This window comes from Methanocorpusculum sp. GPch4, from assembly GCF_012062385.1.
Lineage (GTDB): Archaea > Halobacteriota > Methanomicrobia > Methanomicrobiales > Methanocorpusculaceae > Methanocorpusculum > Methanocorpusculum parvum.
Map to the genome: position 1 here is coordinate 1 of NZ_SIJA01000043.1, position 20960 is coordinate 20960.

16 protein-coding genes and 1 tRNA gene are annotated in these 20960 nt (G+C 54.2%); 2 read left to right on the forward strand and 15 right to left on the reverse strand.

The annotated features are described in order from the left end of the window. Positions 1 to 117: 117 nt before the first annotated feature. From EYA77_RS03960 to EYA77_RS04030, 15 genes are all read right to left on the reverse strand, one after another. On the reverse strand, positions 118 to 720 hold the full coding sequence (locus EYA77_RS03960) for a 5-formyltetrahydrofolate cyclo-ligase (protein WP_167815930.1): 603 nt from the start codon (positions 718 to 720) through the stop codon (positions 118 to 120). Continuing rightward, positions 717 to 2342 (reverse strand): archaeosine synthase subunit alpha, encoded by a 1626-nt coding sequence (gene arcS / locus EYA77_RS03965; protein ID WP_167815931.1) that lies wholly within the window; start codon positions 2340 to 2342, stop codon positions 717 to 719. The genes EYA77_RS03960 and arcS overlap by 4 nt, the downstream gene beginning before the upstream one ends. Beyond that, positions 2339 to 3784, reverse strand: coding sequence for a tRNA guanosine(15) transglycosylase TgtA (tgtA, locus tag EYA77_RS03970; protein WP_167815932.1), 1446 nt, complete (start codon positions 3782 to 3784; stop codon positions 2339 to 2341). Before tgtA ends, arcS begins: the two co-directional genes overlap by 4 nt. A 4-nt stretch (positions 3785 to 3788) precedes the next feature. Then, positions 3789 to 4355 carry a TIGR00296 family protein gene (locus EYA77_RS03975; RefSeq protein WP_167815933.1) on the reverse strand — a complete coding sequence of 189 codons (567 nt, stop codon included), beginning with the start codon at positions 4353 to 4355 and terminating at the stop codon, positions 3789 to 3791. A 307-nt stretch (positions 4356 to 4662) separates the two neighbouring features. Next, entirely contained in the window at positions 4663 to 5565 is a 903-nt protein-coding gene (locus EYA77_RS03980; protein WP_042700225.1) for an aldolase, read from the reverse strand. A gap of 53 nt (positions 5566 to 5618) precedes the next feature. After that, complete coding sequence (gene hycI / locus EYA77_RS03985) at positions 5619 to 6062, reverse strand: hydrogenase maturation peptidase HycI (protein WP_095642134.1); 444 nt, start codon at positions 6060 to 6062, stop codon at positions 5619 to 5621. A 48-nt stretch (positions 6063 to 6110) separates the two neighbouring features. Then, positions 6111 to 6182, reverse strand: a tRNA-Gly gene (locus tag EYA77_RS03990). 67 nt (positions 6183 to 6249) lie between these two features. Further along, positions 6250 to 6996: an RNA methyltransferase gene (locus tag EYA77_RS03995; protein ID WP_042700227.1), complete on the reverse strand. Its 747-nt coding sequence runs from the start codon at positions 6994 to 6996 to the stop codon at positions 6250 to 6252. Next, positions 6996 to 7676: a phosphoglycerol geranylgeranyltransferase gene (locus tag EYA77_RS04000; protein WP_042700231.1), complete on the reverse strand. Its 681-nt coding sequence runs from the start codon at positions 7674 to 7676 to the stop codon at positions 6996 to 6998. Before EYA77_RS04000 ends, EYA77_RS03995 begins: the two co-directional genes overlap by 1 nt. Further along, a complete protein-coding gene (locus EYA77_RS04005; RefSeq protein ID WP_167815934.1) occupies positions 7673 to 10480 on the reverse strand; it encodes a DNA topoisomerase I in 2808 nt (935 codons plus the stop codon). The genes EYA77_RS04000 and EYA77_RS04005 overlap by 4 nt, the downstream gene beginning before the upstream one ends. A gap of 2 nt (positions 10481 to 10482) precedes the next feature. Beyond that, complete coding sequence (gene gatB / locus EYA77_RS04010; protein ID WP_167815935.1) at positions 10483 to 11916, reverse strand: Asp-tRNA(Asn)/Glu-tRNA(Gln) amidotransferase subunit GatB; 1434 nt, start codon at positions 11914 to 11916, stop codon at positions 10483 to 10485. Next, positions 11917 to 13191, reverse strand: a complete 1275-nt coding sequence (gene gatA, locus EYA77_RS04015) for an Asp-tRNA(Asn)/Glu-tRNA(Gln) amidotransferase subunit GatA (RefSeq protein ID WP_167815936.1) — start codon at positions 13189 to 13191, stop codon at positions 11917 to 11919. Between the two features lies 1 nt (position 13192). Further along, positions 13193 to 13462, reverse strand: a complete 270-nt coding sequence (gene gatC / locus EYA77_RS04020) for an Asp-tRNA(Asn)/Glu-tRNA(Gln) amidotransferase subunit GatC (RefSeq protein ID WP_167815937.1) — start codon at positions 13460 to 13462, stop codon at positions 13193 to 13195. A gap of 313 nt (positions 13463 to 13775) precedes the next feature. Continuing rightward, positions 13776 to 14192, reverse strand: coding sequence for an S-adenosylmethionine decarboxylase (speD, locus tag EYA77_RS04025; RefSeq protein ID WP_042700243.1), 417 nt, complete (start codon positions 14190 to 14192; stop codon positions 13776 to 13778). Between the two features lie 475 nt (positions 14193 to 14667). Next, positions 14668 to 17442 carry a M1 family metallopeptidase gene (locus EYA77_RS04030; protein WP_167815938.1) on the reverse strand — a complete coding sequence of 925 codons (2775 nt, stop codon included), beginning with the start codon at positions 17440 to 17442 and terminating at the stop codon, positions 14668 to 14670. Between the two features lie 214 nt (positions 17443 to 17656). Here EYA77_RS04030 and EYA77_RS04035 point away from each other — a divergent pair, with 214 nt between their 5' ends. Both EYA77_RS04035 and EYA77_RS04045 read left to right on the forward strand, forming a co-directional pair. Beyond that, positions 17657 to 18853: a C45 family peptidase gene (locus EYA77_RS04035; protein ID WP_245241172.1), complete on the forward strand. Its 1197-nt coding sequence runs from the start codon at positions 17657 to 17659 to the stop codon at positions 18851 to 18853. 895 nt (positions 18854 to 19748) lie between these two features. Further along, on the forward strand, positions 19749 to 20603 hold the full coding sequence (locus tag EYA77_RS04045) for a Bro-N domain-containing protein (RefSeq protein WP_095642129.1): 855 nt from the start codon (positions 19749 to 19751) through the stop codon (positions 20601 to 20603). Positions 20604 to 20960 lie beyond the last annotated feature (357 nt).

Below are 20960 nucleotides of genomic sequence, written 5' to 3' on the forward strand. Positions count from 1 at the left end.
CCTCACTTGTTCGCAAACCTTCGGTTTACTCTCCGTTTCGGGCTTGCAGCCCTCACTTGTTCGCAAACCTTCGGTTTACTCTCCGTTTCGGGCTTGCAGCCCTCACTTGTTCGCAAATCAGAGATTTGCTCCGCTGAGGTCGTCGACTTCGTCTCCGACCCGCCCGCACCTGATGACCTCGTCCTCGGTCACAATCTGATCCATCCTGGCGTCGAACTCCTCCGTCGGAATACATTCCGCCTCCTGACAGGCATACGCCATACCGATCCTGGGGATATCCGGATTCGCTTCAAAAAAGCGGTCATAGTATCCTGCCCCGTAGCCGAGCCTGTGCCCCGCACGGTCGAAACCGACCATCGGGACAAGCACCGCGTCGATCGAGGATGCCGGGGCGGGCTGTTCATGGGTGAGCGGCTCGGGGACCCGGAACGTGCCCGGTTCCAGCTGATCCATCGAAGTGAGATACGAGAGCCGGAGCGTATGGGTCTCCTTCTCGATGATCGGGACGAGCACCGTCTTCCCCTCTTCCAAAAGGCAGTTGATGATCACCATCGACTCGACCTCCGGATCCTTCGCCACATAGGCAAGGATCGTGTGATAGGGTTTCAGAAGTTCCTGCAGCCGGCAGGTGATGTAGTATCCCTTCGCCCGCCGGTCCCCTAAAGACAGAGCTTCGCGTCGTTCCTTAAGTATAGTGCGAAGCTCTGCTTTTGTCGTCATTTCCGATTCGTTTTCCGCACGCGGACCGCAACGCCGCGGTTCGAGCGTTTCATCTCGTCAGCGCCCATCGTGGTTTTGCCGGTCGCCTGATAGCCTTCTCCGCCGACAAACACCTCATCGCCTTCACGAATATTCGGATCGCAGTCGGCGATTCCCGGCGCAAGGATATCTCCCTGCGGGACGAACCCGTCCGAGATCCAGACCCGGTATCCGTTGATGTGCTTCCAGCCTTCGTGGGTCGGGCGGAGCAGACCTGTCTCCGGGTCGATCGAGAAGAGCTGGGTCTTCTTCTCGTAGATCTTCTGGTTCGGGTACCGGCCTTTCGGGAGCCAGCCTTTCGTGTCGACGAGCTCGCCGAACTGCCAGAGAAGCGTGCCGCGGATCGGATCCGTGCGGCGTTTTCTGCTCTCGCGAAGCGTGTCGTTCAGGGCACGCAGCGAGTCCTGCGAGAGCGGTTTATCGTCATTACAGGTGAACTCGAGTTCCACGCCGGCTTTTTCGGCGGCGGTCTTTGCGACCTCTTTTGCCCCGCCTTCCAGATGGCAGATGACTCTGTCATACCGGTGCTTCGTGAGGTAGGCAGTAAGGTATTCGACCAGGATCGCGGACTCTTCCCTGTCCCAGTATCCGGTCACCGGCACATCATAGTGGCCTGCCGGATAGATGAGTTCGAGTTCCCGGGGGACGACGCCTAAGGGCGAGGTCACGATCACTTCATGGGCACGCCCGTCAACTACGCGGGAGAACAGCTGATGGGATCTCGAGAGCGAGTAGGGTTTTCGTGCGGCGCAGGGAAGAAGGACGCAGACATCGGTCCTTGAAGGGATGAACCGGTTGATGACCCTGTCTTCGAAGAAGGCGATCTCGGCACGGGTCATCGACTCGGAGGAGTTTGCGAGGAACCGGGACGAGCGGACGACCGGGAGGTTTTTGGCAAAGCCGGGTCTTCTGTCAACGTGTCTGAGAAGAGAGACCTGTTCGGCGTGGAGTCTGCAGCGCATCTCCATGAACTCGCGGAGCTGGCCCTGTTCGATCCAGACCCGTGCGAGAGCGATCTCTTTTTCGAGAGCCAGACGGTTGTGGAGTTTCAGATCGCCGGCTTTGCAGCCCGGGCAGTCGCAGATGCCTTTTTCCATATAGGAGGCATCGAACTCGCCTTCGGGCGTGCAGAACTTTTTCTGCACGGACGCAAGATCGACCGCGGTGTAGTCGAAGAGGTCGAATCCGAGATAGATCAGCGAAGCGGCGTTCGAGGGAAGACCGCATGCGGGAGCATAGCGTGCGGCGTCCGGGGGACAGACCGCAAGCAGTTTTTCCATGTAGTCCGCATGGCGGCGTGCGTCGGAGATGACGGTGTTCCAGTTCGAAAAGAGGAGCACGCTTCCTTCGACGGACTCGCTCTGCGGGTGAACGGCTGTCGGCTCTTCGCCTGCGACGAAGTATTTTTCAAACTCGGCTTTGCCTGCAGAAGGCGGGAGGTTTGAAAACCCGCGTTCCTTCAAGGAGGGGAAGACCGATTCGGTGTCGAGCACCGCAGGAGTGCTGATGTTTTCCTCGTCGGAGAGTTTCAGGTTCCCGATCCGGGCGTTTCCGTCGCGTTTTCGTGCATCGAACAGACTCATGTGATGACCTCGGCGTCCGGGAACTCTGTTCTGAAAAGTTCCGCCCATTTCTCTGTCGTTGAGATGGTGACTTTGGTGTCGGGGTTTGTCGCGAGCAGTCCTTTGAGGCCTTTGATCCCGTACTTCATCATCTCTTCGTCCCATGCGGGAACTTCGGCGGGTCCGGCCGGGAAGGTCTCGGCAAGTTCGTAGGGCAGAGGGCCGAACGGGGGCTTGAACTCGATGACTTCTTCAAAGACCCGCGGGACAGGTCCGCCGGCTGCGATGAGGGAGACCTCCGAGAGTTTCACGCGGGGGATCATCTCGTGATAATTCGCGACCTCGGTCCGGCGGCATGATTCGCTGCCCCGGTAGAAGAACCGGCGTTTGCTGGCTCTGTCGAGGTGTTCGATCTCGTCGACCCGTTCAAGGAGTCTCCGGTAACCGTCGAGCAGTTTCGGGTGGGCCCGGCACCTCTCATCGACCAGTTCCCAGAGTGTTCCGTCCTGGATCGCGGCACGGATCCTTGAGATCTCGGCCATGGTGACGGCGAGGTTGTGGCAGGCGAGGAGCTTTTGTTTGTCTGGGGATTTTTTCAGCTCTTCGACGGTATGACTGCGGCAGACGGGGCAGGCACACGGCAGTTCGCTCATCTCGTCGAGTTTGAGCGTTCCGTAGGTCGTGATATAGCGTCCTTCTTTTGCGTAAAGCGCGTAGGCGGCTGAGTCGAAGACATCGCATCCGAGCGCTGCGGCGAGGGCGAACATCGAGGGGTGGCCGGCACCGAAGAGGTGGATGCAGGCTCCCGGGTTGAGTCCTTTTTTCGCGGCGATGATGACGTCGACAAGTTCGCGGTACCGGTAGCTTTCCATTAAGGGGACGACGGCGCCGATCGGGCAGTAGGCAAAGCCCATGTCCGAGACGGTTTTCCCGGCATATTCGCGCAGGTCTTCGAAGACGGCTCCCTGGACAGGGCCTGAAAGGGGGGCGTCGGGACCGAAGATCTCTTTTGCCTCTTTCATTCTCGCCATCGTGATCTCCATCTGGGCGATGACTTCCTCCCTGTCGGTGTCGGGGTGGGTCGGGATGTCGAGCGGGACCCAGATGTCGCTGCCGATGTCTCTTTGGAAGGAGAGGGTCTGAACGTTCGTGATATCGACACTGCCGTAGACGGACATCTGGAAGGATCCTGAGTCGGTCATGATGAGTCCGTCGAAGTCGAGGACCTCGTGGAGGCCTTTTTCGAGGGCGGGGGCCCGGTAATCTTCGCTTTTGGAGAAGATGTAGGCGTTTGTGATGATGCCTTCGACGCCCATCTTTTTCATTTCGGCAGGAGGGATTATCTGCAGGTGGGGGTTGACGACCGGGAGGAGTGCGGGGGTTTTTATGACTTTGTCGCCGGCTTTGAGTTTGCCGACGCGGCCTGCTATGTCTTTATGGATGACTTCGAATGTTATTGCCATGGGATTATTCCTTGAATATCTGTCCTTCAAATGTAAGAATATTGCATGATGCGTTTGTCCATGCGTCGGGGTGGAGACCGGCTTTGTAGCAGGTTTCTCTGAGGAATTCTTCCGCGTCCCAGCCGTATTCGACGGCGACCTGGGGGAGGAGGAGGCCGGTATGCCCGTTCATTTCGGCGATGAGTCCGTGTCTGCCGACGATGACGGCAGACGGGCGTTCGCCCGGTTCGCATTCGAGAAGGAGGGGCTGGGTGAGGATGGTGACTTCGATCTTGATTTGTCTGAGTTCTCCTTCGTTTACGGGGTAGAACCTGGGATCATGGATCGCGGCATGCTGTGCGGCGTCTTTGATGGCGTCGGCGAGCGGTATGACGGGGAAGGGGAAGCCTATGCATCCCCTGAGGTCGCCGCATTTGGTGAGGGTGACAAAGACGCCTCGTTTTTCGGTGAAGATCTCGGTGAGCTCCGGGTCTCCGCGGGGGGGGGTTCCGGTTACTGCGGACTCAGCGTAGAGTCGTGCGAGTTGCAGGGCAAGCTGGCCTTCGGTCTGACTGAGAAGATGCATAATCATGTAGGTATTGGGTGTAAGAGATGATGAATTAAATGGCGGGGTGAGCCGTCAAGCGAGGGTCGTAGACCCGAGTCGGAGAGCAAATCTCTGATTTGCGAACAGGCTCGCCCTTAGCTGAGCAAGTCGATAGACTTGCGACCAAATCTTTGATTTGCGACTGCGGGCCGACCCGTGGGGGTGGCCTCAGCGGAGCAAGTCTGAGCGGAGTGAGGACTTGCGACCAAATCTTTGATTTGCGACTGCGGGAAGTGGATGCGCCCTTTGCAGATCCTTTCATCCGCACCTGAAAAATACCTGTCAAAAAAAATTATTCGAGAAGTTTGAGTGCCTCTTCAGCACTTTTCCCTTCAACTGTGACCGCATATATCGCATTGCAGAATTTGACCGCATCGTCCAGTGATTTCTGATGGATGTTTCTGCCGGTCGCGTTTCCTGAAGCTCCGCCAGTGTTGATCTGTTCATAGAGTTCCCGGATAAACTTCTCTTCGGTGGTTGCCGACCCTCCGGCACAAACAAGTTTTGTCCGTCCGGCCGCAAGGACCGCCTCTCTGAGAAGTTCAGGCGAGGTTTTTCCATCCTTTTTGGGTGCATTGACCTTGACGAAGTCGCTTCCGAGACATGCGGCCACACCTGCCGCCCCGGCGATAAGATGCGGATCCTTCTCATCTCCGACTGCCTTGCCTCTCGGGTATATCCAGAGAACGGTGACGAGTCCGTAGAAGTGCGCCTCGTTGATAAGCTGAGCGGCCTCTGCCAGCATCTCGGCCTCCTTTTCGCTGCCGAGATAGATCGTGTACCCGATACCTGCGATCTTGAGACCGTGTTCCTGCGCGATCTCAACGACCTGTTCGACGGTCCAAAGCTGGGGTGAGACCGGATCTTTCTGCGAGACGTTCACCAGATGGGACTTGGAGTTCATCTTGACAAGATACGGCACTTCGGGGTAGTCCATCGCATATCTGACAATGAGTCCCAGTTGTGCTGCAAGAACACCGATGTTTGCTTTGGCTGCAATGCGGAAGAGATGTTCCGGATCGGCATCGTCTATTGGGATCCCTGCACCATAGAAATCATCATTCAAATGTTCTATCTTCTGGTCGCCGGCAAAAAGCATCAGGCGGCCTGATCCGGCAGTAATCAGATCGTAATTGGCAATATAGACGTCCCGCATGGATTTTGGGACGTCGAGAGGGACTTTGATATCGGACATGATCGTATTAATCTCTGTTCTTCGAGAGAGATTAACTTTATCTTTACCCGAAATCACAAAACAGGGATTTTCAGAAGAGTATTTTCGGCAATCATCATCTTTAATTCGTTCAATGCCGATTCAACAGACGCGCTCAGCTCCCCGCCGAATGCGAGACTCGCCGGCTGGATGCCGATTATCAGTGTTTTGCCTGCGGAATCTGCCAAATAATCGACCAGATGATACAAAGGGAGCATATGGGTGCCGACCGCCGTGTCATGGATCTTTTCCGGCGGGATGATCCGGACAGATCCCGGGGGCAGCCCCATGTCGGCGGCGTCGGCAATGAGAAGAAGGTCGGGTCTGAGTTTTCTGACGAGGCCGGTGAAGTTCTCCGGTGCGGTCCCGCAGTTGAAAGCTGTTACGCCGGGAAAATCGCGCAGCATATCCGCAAGAAAAGGTCCTGCGCCGTCATCAGAATCAAGAGGATTGCCGACCCCGAGAAGAATTACTGTCATACCAGCCTTTCTAAAAACATATCTATCCAAAATCTCAAAAACAGAAGATGCATCGACCGGGACTCGAACCCGAGTTTAGGCGTTGGCAACGCCTAGTGATAACCACTACACTATCGATGCTTGCACTAATTAAAAGGACGTATAAACATTAAAAGGATTACTATTTGCAGTCATGGAGAGGGAGGTTTTACTCCTCATCTCCTGACCAGTATTCGCGGTCTTCGGCATCATATGCCTGACCCGGATGTTTGAGATGCCACTCGGTCCTTCGCAGGATTCCGTGGAGCGTGCTGGCTTCCCTGACCGTAAGCTTCGTTCTGCCGAGCACTCTCTTTGCAAGAAGGACCGTCGTCTCACGTTTTTCCACAGGGTGGCGGATCCCTTCCAGGAAGCGTTCGATGTGCGCATACAAGGCATCCATTTCGGTTTTATTCGCAAGAAGATACTCACCGCGCTGGAGGTGGGCAAGTTCATAACAGACGATTCCGATCGCATGGGAGATGTTCAGGATGGGGTACTCGTCACTGGTCGGGATCGTGCAGACGATATCACACCGGGCGATCTCTTCATTGTTCAGCCCCCAGTTCTCCCGGCCGAACAGGATCGCGATCCTGCCGTCGATCCCTTTTATCATCTCGCGGAGTTCGGCGACCGAATAATACGGCATCCTCATCGGGTTGGAAACGGATTTCGAGAGACCTCCGGTTGTCGCGATACACAGGTCGCTTCTGGCAAAGACCTCTTCAAGCGTGATGCGCTCCGCATTTTCCAAAACATCCTTCGCATGGGACGATCGGGCCGTACACTCCATCGTGAGTTTGGGGGGGTTGACCAGGACCATGTTGTGAAAACCAAAGTTCTTCATCACGCGGGCGGCGAATCCGATATTTCCTTCGTACAGAGGTTCCACTAGGACGATGTCGATCTCCGGCATTATTTGACCGCCTTCACCGTCTCTTTGAGAACTGAAGGTCCTGCTTCGTAAACCGCATTTCCGACAATGATCGTGTCGGCGTACTCCCCCATCTCCGCAGCTTTTTCACCGGAGTTGATACCCCCGCCGTAATAGACCCGGGTCTGTGAAACCGCCTCGGAAACGGCGCGGGTGACCGCAGGGTCGCCGTACATCCCGCTGTACTCGATGTAAAACACCGGCATGGCGTAGTATTTTTCTGCGATGACCGCGTAGGCCGCGACCTCGGCAGGGGAGAGATCACATTTTGCGCGGGTGAGTCTGCCCACCGACGAGTTTGGATTCAGCACGACATAGGCCTCCTGGACCACTTTATCCCACTGGATCTCAGCATGTTGTGCCCATTCCTTGTGAAGGCCGGTGATAAAGGCCGGGTGACCGGCATTGAACACGCTTGGAACAAACACATAGTCGATGCCTGCAAATCTCGCGCAGGAGGGATCGGCCGGCTCGACGGTGAGCGGAAGACCCGCATCCCTGACATTGTCATAGAGCTGCGCCAGGTTTTCCGGCGTAACGTCCAGCGTGCCCGAAAGCATCAAAGCATCCGTTTCGCTTGCTGCGATTTCTGCGATCTCTTCTTTGGTTATGACCTTGTCGGGGTCAAGTTTGGTGATGTGACGCCAGGTTTGCCATCTCATTTTTCAGTCACCTTCTTTGCATATTTCTGCAGATCGGCGATCTGCTTTTCCTCAATGCCGGTAACGGCTTTCAGTGTCTTTACATCCGCCTTGACCAGCAGTTCCGGGCTGTAGACGCCTGCCAAGGCAAGCGGGGTGAGGAGTTCAGGGTCAGCCTTCTTTTTTAACGGGGTGATGCCGGCATCGAAAGCGGCTTTGCTGATCTTTTCCGGACACGGCCGGCAGAGTTTTTCAGCGACCAGCTTCTGATGATTGCAGATCGTCGCGACCGACACGCCGGTCGCAAGCGACAGACCTGCCGGATGGACCGATACAAACTTTTCCGGATCATCGAATCCGGCGTTGACATACTTCTTCAGCGTGATCGCCGGAACGCCGTACTCCTTCATGCGGGTGATATTGATCAGGCTTTTTGCCTCGGCCACAAGAGATGCTGCCTCTGCCTCGCTGAGTTTTGCCTCAAGAAGATCCTGCGGATCCGCACGGGAAAGAGCTTCGACATCGGCAATACCCCTGCTGATCAGGGCGGCACTCACTTTGGAGTGGCCGCGGCCGCGTTTCGGCGTGACATTTTTCGATACGAACTTTTTCAGCTCGGTCCGTTTTTTCAGGAGAGCCAGCACTTCTTCCGCCTCCCGGATAAGCTTTTCCGCTGCGGAAGTCGTGACGCCGAGATTCTTTGCAAGGACAGCAGGTCCCCGTGAGATCAGCTCGGAGACGGTATAAATATGGGCCGCATTGAGCTTTCTGACCCCCTCCTCCGTCATTGCGGGCATAAGGAGAAATGCGTCGGTGTTCGATTTGATGTGGGAGCAGAGCGGACAGCCGATCTTCCATGCGGGAGCTCCTTTTCTGAGAAGCTGGACATGGTTCAGTCCGTGGATCTCGCACACCTCATTCATTTTCACGGCATTTCCCCAGGTCGCGGGCGGCAGTCCTGCATTGAACGTACAGTCCGGATACCCGGAACAGCCGATAAACTGGGAACTGCCGACCCGTTTGATCCTGAGAGGTTTGCCGCAGACAGGGCAGGGTCCGATCGTCTGCTCCTCGCGTGTCCTCTCCATAAGATCCCTGCCGATGGCCGCTTCGTTCTTTTCGAGATCATCAAAGATGCCGGAAAGCATCTTGCGTGACTCGGAAAGCACCTTGTCGATCGTATTTTTTCCGCCGGCGATATCGCCCATATGCTCTTCAAGCGTCTTGGTCATCGTCGGTTCCGTGATCGTTCCGGCGAACTCCTCGAGCGACTCGGTCACGGCGCGGCCGATGATCGTCGGTTTCATCGGATTTCCTTCGATGTATTTCCGGCCGGCGAGTTTGCTGATCACCTCATGGCGGGTACTTTTCGTACCAAGTCCAAGCTCCTCCATTCTTTGGATGAGCCTGCTCTGGGAGTAGCGTGCGGGAGGCTGCGTCTCCTTCTCCTCGGAGTTTTTCGAGAGAAGAGGCAGCGTCTCGCCGACGGTGAACTCGGGGAGGATGTTCTCTTCCGCTTTGCTGTAGGGATAGACGCCCCGCCATCCTGGTTCGAGGATCCTGCCTCCGGTTATCGTATACGGCTCGAAACCTGCCTGAAGATTGATCTTCAGCGTTTCCCACTCCGCATCGATACAGATCGTGGCAAAGAATCTTCGGACAATGAACTCATACAGTTTCCAGGAAACATCGTCGCCGATCTCCTCGCGGTTTGCATGCGAGGTCGGGTAGATCGGCGGGTGGTCGGTCGTCTCTTTTTTGCCGCGGGTCGGGACACTGCGCAGATGATCTTTGACGTATCCTGCTTCCTTTGCAAATGCGCCGTGCGCAAATATCTCCATATGTTCGGCGATCTTCAGACTCTTCGGGTACACGGTGTTGTCGGTTCTCGGGTATGAGATGAATCCGCGCATGTAGAGATCCTCTGCCCGGTTCATGGCATATGACGCTGAGATGCCCAGTCTGCTCGCTCCGACGATCAGCGCCGTCGTATCAAGGGGGGCCGGCGCACGGTCGATCTTATGACCGGTAATAACGTCGGTGACGTTGACCGGCGCCTTGGTTGCCTCGTATGCGGCCTTCGCCTCGGCAGGATCGGTGAATCTTCCGTGGATATGGCGGGCCTCCACCCCGATGCCGGCCTTCTCCGTTGCGAGGGAAAGCATCCAGTACTTTGTCGGAACGAACGCTTCGATCTCCCGTTCGCGGTCAACGATCATAGCAAGGGTCGGACTCTGCACTCTTCCAACAGATAGGATACTGTCAGCACCGCGGTGGGCGGTTATCGAGAGAAAACGGGTAAGCGAGGCTCCCCAGACGAGGTCGATGATCTGCCGGGATTCGCCGGCCGCCGCCAGGTTGAAATCCAGCGCCGTCGCTTCCTGGATCGATTTGACGATCTCGTCCTTCGTGATCGCTGAGAATCGCGCCCGGTCGATAGGGACTTTGGCATTTACTGCCCGGATGAGTTCATACGCCTCTTTTCCGATGAGTTCTCCTTCGGTATCATAATCGGTCGCGATGGTAACGCGGGTCGCTTTTTTGGCAAACTTCTGCATCGCGCCGACGATCTTCTTCTCAGTCGGTTTTTTTATGATGTCGGCATTGATCAGGGATCTTGGCGGATGTTCGACACTCCGCCAGTTGTTGTACCCTTCCACGAAATCGACCTCGACCACGTGACCGCGAAGACCCATGACCACCGTATCATCGAAGACGTAATGCGCCGCCGCACCGTCCCGTGTGACCTGGACCTTCGCTTTGCCTGCCAGAAATGCTGCTACCCTTTCCGCAACAATATTCTTTTCGGCGATGATGAGGTGCATGCTTACTCTCCGAGGATTTCAGCAATCATCGCATGAATTTCACGGGGATCGGATTTTCCTTTGGTTTCCTTCATGACCTGCCCGACAATAAAGTTCAAAGCGCCTTTTTTCCCGGCCTTGTGGTCGGCTGCCGGCTGGGGATTTTCTGCAAGGATCTTTTCTACGATCCCCCGGAAACTTTCTCCGGACTCGCGGGTAAGACCGAGACGTGCCACGATCCCGGCAGGTGACTCGGGAGCGCCTTCCGTTTGGAGGGAATCGAGCCAGACACGCAGAACTTCGACGCCGGCTTTGTCGGTGATCTTCTGGTCGCGGACGAGGATGATGAGCTCTTTGAACTGGTCGGCGTGGGAGGTGACCTTCGACAGAGGCATATCACGGTAATTGAGTTCGCCGATCAGGATATCGGCGACCCAGGATGCGGCGATCTGTGCTCCGACCGGAGCAACGAGTTCGTAGAACTCTGCAAGATGCAGATCTCCCGTGAGGGTCCGGGCATGGTTTACGGCGATACCGTACTGGGACATGAACCGGTCGCGGCGTGCGTCCGGCAGCTCCGGCAGAGCGATCTTTTCCACCCAGTCGGAAACCCTGATCACGGGCAGATCCGGTTCGGGGAAGTACCGATAATCATTCGCGACCTCTTTTGAACGTGCCGAGGTGGTCGTGCCTTTTCCTTCCTGGAAGTGCCGGGTCTCGCGGGAGATCGTGCCCCCTCTTCTGATCAGATTCTTCTGTCTCGTGATCTCGAAGGTCAGCGCTTTCTCCACGCCTTTGTAGGAGGAGATGTTCTTGATCTCGACGCGTTCATGTCCTTTGATCGAGATGTTCGCATCGACACGGATGCTTCCTTCCTTTTCCGGATCGAAGACATCGAGATACTCAAGCGTCGCCCGCAGTTTGTTTAACAGACGGCGTGCTTCTTTCGGCGAGGAAAGTTCCGGCTCGGTGACCATCTCGATTAAGGGGATACCTGATCTGTTGTAGTCGACGAGGGTGTAGTGCCCGCGTTCCTTGTTCCCCATATGGACCAGTCTGCCCGGGTCCTCTTCGACATGGATCCGCGTTAAGTTGACGACCTTCGGATTTCCGGCGTCGTCTTCGATCTCGATGTAGCCGCCGAGAGCGAGAGGGTTGTCTCCCATCGTGATCTGATATGCTTTGACGAGATCGGGATAGAAGTAGTTCTTTCTGCAGAATTCTCCCTCTTCAGGGATCCGACAGTTGAGCGCCTTCGCAACTTTAAGTGCGTATTCGATCGCTTTTTTGTTTAACACGGGCAGAGCGCCCGGCAGACCCAGACATACCGGACAGACATGCGTGTTGGGGGCATCGGCACGGAAATCGGCTGAACATCCGCAGAATAATTTGGATGCAGTGTCCAGCTGACAGTGGACCTCCAGACCGATGATGACGGTGAAATCCTCATCCGCCATTTAAACCGCCTCCTCAAAAGCCAGAGCGGCATTCAGAATGGTCTCCTCGCCAAACATCCGGCCCATGAGCTGGAGTCCGACAGGCATTCCGTGTGCGGTTCCGCAGGGAACGGAGATTGCAGGTATGCCGGCGATATTTACCGGGACGGTGAGGATATCTGCAAGATACATCTGCAGGGGATCTGCAGTCAGTTCGCCGATCTTTGGCGCAATGTTGGGCATCGTCGGACCGGCGAGCATGTCGCAGGTCTGAAGAGCCGCCGCGAAGTCCTTTGCGATCAGCTGTTTTGCGTGCTGGGCCTTGACATAGTATTTGCCGTAGTATCCGGCGGAAAGAGCGAAGGTCCCAAGAAGGATCCGGCGTCTCACTTCACCGCCGAAGCCTGCCTCGCGGACTTTGGTGTAGGCATCGTGCCAGGGGAGGTTCATCTCGGGCTCCGGACCGAACCTGACCCCGTCGAACCTGCCGAGGTTCGAACTCGCTTCGCAGGTGCAGGTAACATAGTAAGCCGGAAGTGCATACTTCATCGAAGGAAGCGACACATCCACGATTTTCGCGCCAAGCTCCTCGAGCTTTCCGATCGCTTTACGGACCTGCGCCGCAACGCCTGTGTCGACGCCTTCGCCGAAGTACTCTTTTGGAATGCCGATCGTTTTTCCGCTGATCTCGGGAACGACGTTTCCGTCGCAGGGTTTGTTGACCGACGTCGAGTCCTTCGGATCATGGCCGGCGATCACGGAGAAGAGTTTTGCCGCATCCCGGACATTGGCCGCCATCGGGCCGATCTGTTCGAATGAGTTGGCATAGGCGATCAGACCGAATCTGCTCACTCTGCCGTAGGAAGGTTTCAGACCGACGATCCCGCACCATGCGGCCGGACAGCGGACCGAACCGCCGGTGTCGCTTCCCAGAGCCATGGAAACAAGACCTCCGGCGATCGCGGCGGCCGAACCTCCGGAACTCCCTCCCGGGGCCCGGGTCACATCACGCGGGTTCAATGTCGGACCAAAGGCGCTGTTTTCGGTAGTTGAACCCATACCGAACTCATCCATATTGGTTTTTCCGGCAATCACCGCACCCTGGGCTTTGAGGAGGGTGACAACATGCGCATCATAGGGCGGAATGTATCCTTTGAGTATTTTTGATGCGCAGGTCGTTTCGATGTCTTTGGTGGAGATATTGTCTTTTATTGAAACACGGACCCCGGCCAGCTTTCCTGCTCCGCTTCCGGCGATCTCGTCCATATTGAGATATGCATTATAGATATCGTTCATCTCAGATCACCTTTGGCGCGCGAACATACCCGTCTTCAGGATTGTGGGAGTTTCGTAATGCATCATCCTGGGAGATCGACGGGGTGACTTCATCCTCGCGAAAGACGTTCACAAGAGGACGCATCAGCGGCTCTGATGCTTCAAATGTGTCGAGAATGTCAAAATATTCGAGGATCGCGTTGAACTGTTCGGTGAATTTCCCGAGTTCCGGGGAGGAAATACCGATGTCTGCCAGTTCGGCAATATGGAGTACGTCGTTTTCTTTTACCATAGGTGAATGTCCTTTTGAGAATTGGTATATTTTTGGTGAGTGCTTAAGGGATTATAAGGGTTGCCACTCAGGCATAGGAAATCAGGGTGATACCCGGGGTTACGCAGCATCACGACCCGGCAAAAATCCAAAAGCGCGTGAGTTGATAGTATTGTGCGGTTTTGCCGGCACAGAAAAAAACAGGTCTGCAGACACAGAATATAGCGGCCGCAAATAATTGGCCGCCATCAGTAATGATTTTCATAACAGGCGGTGCGGAAACATGAAAACAGGGTCTGAAAAAACCCGGGAGAAAAAAATATTGGGGGTTGGATTATATGGTTCTGAAGAACACTGTGGTGTTCATTCCCTTTGCGCCGAAGAACTTCTTGCAGAATGCTGAGGCGACCGAGGGTGCGTATTCTTTGCAGCTGAAGATATCGATATAGGCTGCATTGGTGTCGTTGGCGAAGTGAGCTGAGAGGAGGGAGGTCTCGATGAGCTGGGTCATCGAATACCCGGCGACTCTGTCATTTGGACCGAAGTGGATGATCTGCGGTTCGCCGAAGCGTTTCATGTCGATCAGGTCGGCAAGTTCCAGTACGAACTGGTGGATCTTCTCTGCGTCACGGATCGTTGCCGGGTCACACTCTTTCAGGTCGATAGAGGTGCAAAGACCCCAGCAGTCTTCTTTCTTAAACTCTGCAATGACCTCTGCGTCGGTCAGGTGGTTTGCTGTCATCTGTTTCATAGATAAAGTCCTTCCATCGTGGCGTGTCTGCCTCCCTTTCGGGCTGCATCCCGCCTCAGACAGACTTCTGCCTGGGGCTTCATCTATGAGGTTTAGCACCGTTTCTTCCTCGTTTGGAACACGGCTTATTTACTCCCTACAGCACACGTTGGATAATAATATGTCAGCAGTACAGCATTTAAATCTTTCTCTGAAAAATCTCTGTGCAAAATCGTCTGATTCGTCATCTGCTGACGTATTTTCCTCATTTTCACCATCTGCGGCCTATTTCATCATAAAATCAAAATCAGGCCAATTATAGACCATAGAATCAAAATCGGCATGATTAAACGCGAATAAAAAAAACACGCCGTTTCAGGCGATGCGCCCTCTAAATCAGGGGGAAAAACCGATGGCCGAAGGTCTGGAACAGAAGGTTTTGCCATATGCAAGATCAGGATAAAAAGGTGAGGGGTTTTCGTGAAACCCGCAGGCATCAGGTGATCTTATTCAGCATCTGGAGAACAGTCCGGTGAACGCATGGGGCTTTTTCCTCCGTGACCGTATTACGCAGATTTTCCAGGATCAGAAGAAGCGGTCCTTTGACAGCAGGTTCATACTCGTTCAGATGGGAGAAGACCGAAAGCAGACCGGTCGTCATGTACTCGTTGAGGGGCGCAAGACGCAGGAGGGCACTTTCCAGAAACGCCCGGCCTTCCGCCGTTTCCAGCGAGATCTTTCTGTTCTGCGCAAAACGGAGATATAGTGAACGCGCAAGTCCGGTCTGTTCCGGATCGAAGGCGTCTGACGACTCGATTATTTTCAGATAGCTGACCGTATCAGGTGAGCTGGTTGCGGAAACTGCCGAGATGAAGTTTTCAAATGCGATCGGATTATTCTTTGAACGCTCAAGTTCGGCATTCAGCATATCCATCCGGTCCAAAGCGCTGCCTGAAAGATACAGGGACAACGCGGTCATCCGGTCAGTTGAACAGACAGCGTTTTCATAGCTCTCTTTGAGCATCGCATGGATGTCGGGAGTATCCAGCGTTGCAAGCAGTGAGAGGATCAGGTTTTTCACACTCCTGGTCTTGAAAATCCTGGCAAGTTTCACCAAAGAGACGGCCGTTTCCGGAGGGGTCGAGTATGCGAAAAGAAGTGCCTGGAGTCTTTCTTTGCCGGATCTCGCAACTGCCGACATGAACCTCCGCTTTGCCTGATAGAGTTTTGTGTGTGAGCTGGCAAACTCGGGATCGCTCACCGATTCAAACAGCGTCAAAGGCAGCGCTCCTACGCGTTCCATCTCTGCAGAATCGGAGAGGGCACGGATATACTCATCAACGAGACGGGGTGAGACCTCTCTGTTCTCATCACGGCAGAGCCTGACCATCTCCCGCTCGAAAAGCGTGCAGTGGGTCAAAAATGAGATCACGACATCCGTATCATACTTAAGCTGCATATAGAGTTCGTCATCGGATGCGGCGGTCTCCATCTTCAGATAGGCGGCATGATCCAGATTCCAGACGGCAAATGAAAATGCTCCCGTGCACGGGACCTGGAAGGTCAGCCGCTCGGAATCGATTTTTTTCATGAACTCGGCAACGACCTCGCCTTTGTCATTGATGAGCCGGCCGGTGAACGGAAAGATCCAGGGGTTGCTGCCTGCCGGGATCTTCTGCGAGACAAAGATCTCGGCCGCATCGTTTTCCGGATCATAGCGGGCAGAAGCCGAAACCACCGGGTAGCCGGTCTGTTTGAGCCACCGGTCCGCCATGAAGGAGAAGTCGGTCCTGCCGACATCCTCCATGGCATGCAGCCAGTCGCGTGGAGATGCGTTTTTCCCGGCAAACCGTTTGTGATACAGATCAAGAGCCCAGGCGAACGCTCTTTTTCCAAGCATCGTCTCGATCATCCGGGTAAATTCAGGGGCCTTTACATAGGTCACGGAACTGATGAGATCGTTTGGATCATTGAAACCCGAGGGTTCTATGGGCAAGGCGACCAGACCTGTATCCAGAGAGAAGGTCCCGGTCCCGGGAGTGTACATCTGCAGGATATTTTGGAGTCTGACATACTCTTTTCCAAAAAGGAAGGCGAGATACTCGTCCTCCATCATCACAGTGACCGCTTCGTTGAGCCAGATGGAGAACGGCGTGTCCCCGGTGACGCTCGAACCGTTCAGATTGTGATAGAATTCATGCTGTTTGACCCCTATCAGATACTCAAATGAACTGTCCGTGATCTCCGGGTCCGGCATGATCCGGCTGGCGATGATCGTGGTATTCCCGGTGTTTTCCATGCCGCCGAAGTCGGAGTTCTGCATCGCGATCTCACGATAGACCTCATACGGATACTGATACCCGCAGATCAGATTTTTCATAAGGGAGGTGATCTGCCGGCGGACAGGCTCGATCGCCTCTTCCAGTTCGTCCGGCTCTGCCCCGCGGGAAAGGGCGTCACGGACTTTACAGAGCCGGTATATCTCGTTTCGCAGATCGATCGATTCATACCGCTCCGGCCCGGTGTAGAGATAGGTCCAGAGAATGCAGTCTGCCATGATATCCAGCGCTGTTTTGGCAGAGACGGGATCCGAGCCTTTGGGTCCGAGAAGTTCTAGTCTGACGGTTTTTCCGTCAGGATAGAGGAAGTCACGCGAGAAGGTATCCCAAGTTCCAACACCGAGGAAGAAGAGGTACGGGGGCATCGGTTCGTTGTTCTGATAGGTGATGGTGTCCCGGCGTTCATCATACCTCATCCGTTCGCGGATGACGTTTCCGTTCGAGATAAGGTTGGTGTATCGTGAATCCGCAATGATGGTGGTGGTCCATGTGCATTTGGCCCGCATATCATCGATACAGGGGACGATCCGCTGAAAACCCCACTGCTGGCACTGGGTGATCATGGTCCGGGGGAGACCCGGAGGGGTGACATCGAAGTAGATGCCTTCGAGGATGTGGGAGGTCGGGCGGCAGGTGGTATAGGTCACGATCTTGAATTCGGCTCCTTTGGATAAGGGGCGCTGGAGGGTTATGGTGATGAGATCGTTTTCATAGGTATAGTTTATCGGACGCGTGTTCTGCCTGATGCTTTGAATCTCAAGATTTTTGGCATTGAGAATGAGTTCGCTGAGTTTTTCAGTGCGAACGGTAAAGGTCGTTTCGGCGGAGACACTGACACGTTCTTCGGTTATATCGAATGCGGCGGTGATGTGATCGACACGAACGGGGGGTTCGGGAAATTCTGCCGGATGATATCTGTAGGTATCTGACATATTCTGCTGTTATTTCAGTTGGGCGTGATATCAGATAAAATCCAACGCCAAAACGACTCCGGGTCGTTCCCTGTCATTTTCTGTTATCTGTCCGCACGACATCCGCGAAAATGTACCCCTGCATATAATGTCCGGATGGTCAGCAGTTTGGCCGGCAGAAGATATAAAATACTATCCGGGGTGAATATCTCAAACGAACTCACGAAGTGATTCTATGGACCTGAAAAAACCGATATTTCTGATCATGCTGCTTGTATCACTCGTACTCGCAGCCGGATGTATAACATCCGTACCCGGATCGCCCGCGGGCAATCCCGAGATGACCTTCGTCTCTTCCTTCGAAGGCGGCGACCGGTATATGGCCGGAACCTATCCCGTCATCCTGCTTGAAGGATCCTATCGTGAGATGGGCCGGCAGTATGGCGGGCTTATGAAACCCGAACTTCTCGCCGAGTATGCAATGCTCACCGGCGCCCTCAAAGACCGCGGATACACGATCGATTATCTCCAAAGCTATGCGGCATCCGGCACGCAGAATCAGCCCGAGCGGATGAAGGAGATCGCCCGCGGTATGGCCGAGACGACCGGACTCACCGAAGAGGATATCTCTCTGCTCTACTACGGACCGGCCCTCTATCTTTCCATGCCGGCCGGCTGTTCCTATCTCACTGTCTGGGGTGAATACACAACAGACGGCTCGGTCATCGTTTCGCGAAACTGGGATCTGCCCGATTTCGTGGAGCCGTTCAATCGGTATTATGTGCTGGCCGTGTACCGGCCGACGGACGGCAGCAACGGGGTCGCGACCATCGGTCCAGCGGGTTCCAGGCCCGAGACCCTGATGAACAGCGCCGGGCTTTTTATCGCGGATGACAACTCGGGTCTCGTTCCCGTGGGACAGGATGACCGCCCTGATATGATCTCGGAGTTTTTCCGCCTGATGCTCGATTACTCGGATCTTGCCGGTCTGAAGACGGCTGTTTTGACGACCCGTCCGGATGTTGCCTGGATCGTGGATATTGCCGGACCAAATGGAGCATATGTCTTAGAGGCCGGTCTTACCGAGACGAAGGTGCGGACAGGCGAGGGGGTCGTCGCGGCGGCGAACCACTTTGCTGATCCGAGCTGGAACCTGACGACCCCGCCGGAAGAACACTCGCTGACCAGATATACGAATCTGCTGAGCCAGGCGGAAGCTGCGAAGGGGACGATCGATGCCGAAAAGATGATGCGGATCCGCGATGTGCTCTTGGAAGACGGCGGGGCGACCTTCCGTCACTCGATCCTTGAAGGATATCTCTACTCATCGAACCATCAGGCGGTGTTCGTTCCGGCGAACCAGACCCTGTGGATGAAGGTGATCGATCTGGACTGGCAGAAGGTGGAGCTTGCTCCGCTGTTTGCGATGTGAGAGAGATCGCTGATCTCTCATTCTTTTTTTTGAATCGGACGTGTGCGGTGTGATCTCAACCGAAAAAAGCTGACGTGCGTGTAAGATGTATTTTGATTTCGTGTAAGGCATTCGTTTTGACACAAGAGAAAAAACCAACCGCGCCGATTCGCGGTTGGCTTTATCTCATGTTTCCACACCCAATAAACGCCTTTCCGAATTGGATCTACACCACCACCACTCCTATTGGGATTAGAAAAAATATCCGTCCAACCGAAAGTTCCATTTTAGTTTGGACGGGATTTATTCTCCCCCATCTTCTCCCCCACCAATCCCCTCGCCCGCTCCTCATCCATCGTAAACGGCACGACCTCATTCATATCAGCCAAATATAAACACACACCCGGATCCGTCCCGAACAGACGTTTCGCCCACAGGAAATACACCGGCCGTCTACATACTGGACAGACCGGTCGATCACCTCGTTCAGCAGGACCCCTTCAAACGAAAACGCGACCGTCTGATCAGCAAGACGTTGCACCGCGTTCTGAAGTTATGGGCGACGCATACTTTGCCGCTCCCAGGTCCTGGGTCTCGGACAGGCATCCCTAGTAGGGAGACCTGGAAAAACATCTGGCATTTCATTGGGTATTTTGACAGATATTGAATTTATCTCTATTTTTTGCGGCAGAGTGGGTGTATAATTAATTCACGCTATGAAGGAACGGGCTCCCCGTAGCTCTCCGATCGAGATAAAAACCCTAACTTGCCTTGCATAACATCTTATGCGGGTTTCCTCTTTTCTCATCTCTTTTATATGTCTCTGTTACCTATATTCTGCTAATGATGCCGAGTGATCCGCCGATCCCTACAAGAGGGTATTCATCAGAGGACCGGATACTCCGGGGTGCAGGATATGACTGATGAAAAGAATGTGATTAAGATTTTTCAGGATAGGAAGATACGTTCAGTTTGGAATCCGGAGGAAGAACAGTGGTATTTTTCGATCGTGGACATTATTGCGGTATTAACGGAAAGTGCGAATCCGAATAATTACTGGAAGGTCCTCAAATCCAGACTTATTAAGGAAGGTAATCAGTCGGTTACAACCTGTAACCAACTGAAAATGGCGTCCCCGAAGGACGGGAAATACTACAAGACAGATGTTTTGAATACCAAGCAGCTTTTCCGTCTTGTCCAGTCAATTCCTTCGCCAAAGGCGGAGCCTTTCAAGGTGTGGCTTGCCGAGGTTGGATATGACAGGGTTTTGGAGATCGAGGATCCGGAACGCGCCCAGGAACGGATGAAGGATCTGTATGAACAGAAGGGGTATTCGAAAGACTGGATCGATAAACGCCTCCGGGGAATTGCGATCCGTCAGAATCTTACCGATGAGTGGAAGGAAAGGGGGATCTCTTCAGAGAAGGATTTTGCTATCCTGACTGCTGAAATCTCCAATGCTGCGTTTGGCATGACTCCTTCTGAGTATAAGGAGTTTAAAGGTCTTGCCAGAAAGAACGAAAATCTCCGTGACCATATGACTGATCTGGAACTGATTTTTACGATGCTTGGCGAGCGGGTGACGACGGAGATCTCGGAGACGGAAAAACCGTCCGGTCTCCCTGAGAATAAAAAAGTAGCCAAACGCGGGGGAAATGTTGCCGGCGTTGCCCGAAGAGAGACGGAGAAGGAACTTGGTCACCCTGTTTCTTCGCCGGAAAATTATCTGAATGAAAAACCAAAGAAGCGGCTGAAGGATATGGATGAGTGATGTGAGGTCCAGAGACTGGTTAGTTGGTGGAAACTGCTGAATGCTCGATCAATCTGATCTTTCTTTTTTGAATAGGAGTTACGCGGTGTGATCTCAACCGAAAAAACTGACGTACTTATGAGATGCACTTCGATTTCGTGTGCGGCATTAGTGCAGACTCAAGAAAAAAACCAACCGCGAACTGCAAAGCAAAGCTTTGCGGTTCGCGCCGATTCAAGCGTGCGAAGCGAGTCGGAGAGTAAATCTCTGATTTGCGGTTCGCGGTTGGTTTTATCTCATGTTTCCACACCCAGCCATACCCTTCCCGGATTGAATTGAGAATAACATCGCGTAAGTCCTATTGAAAAACACCTGTAT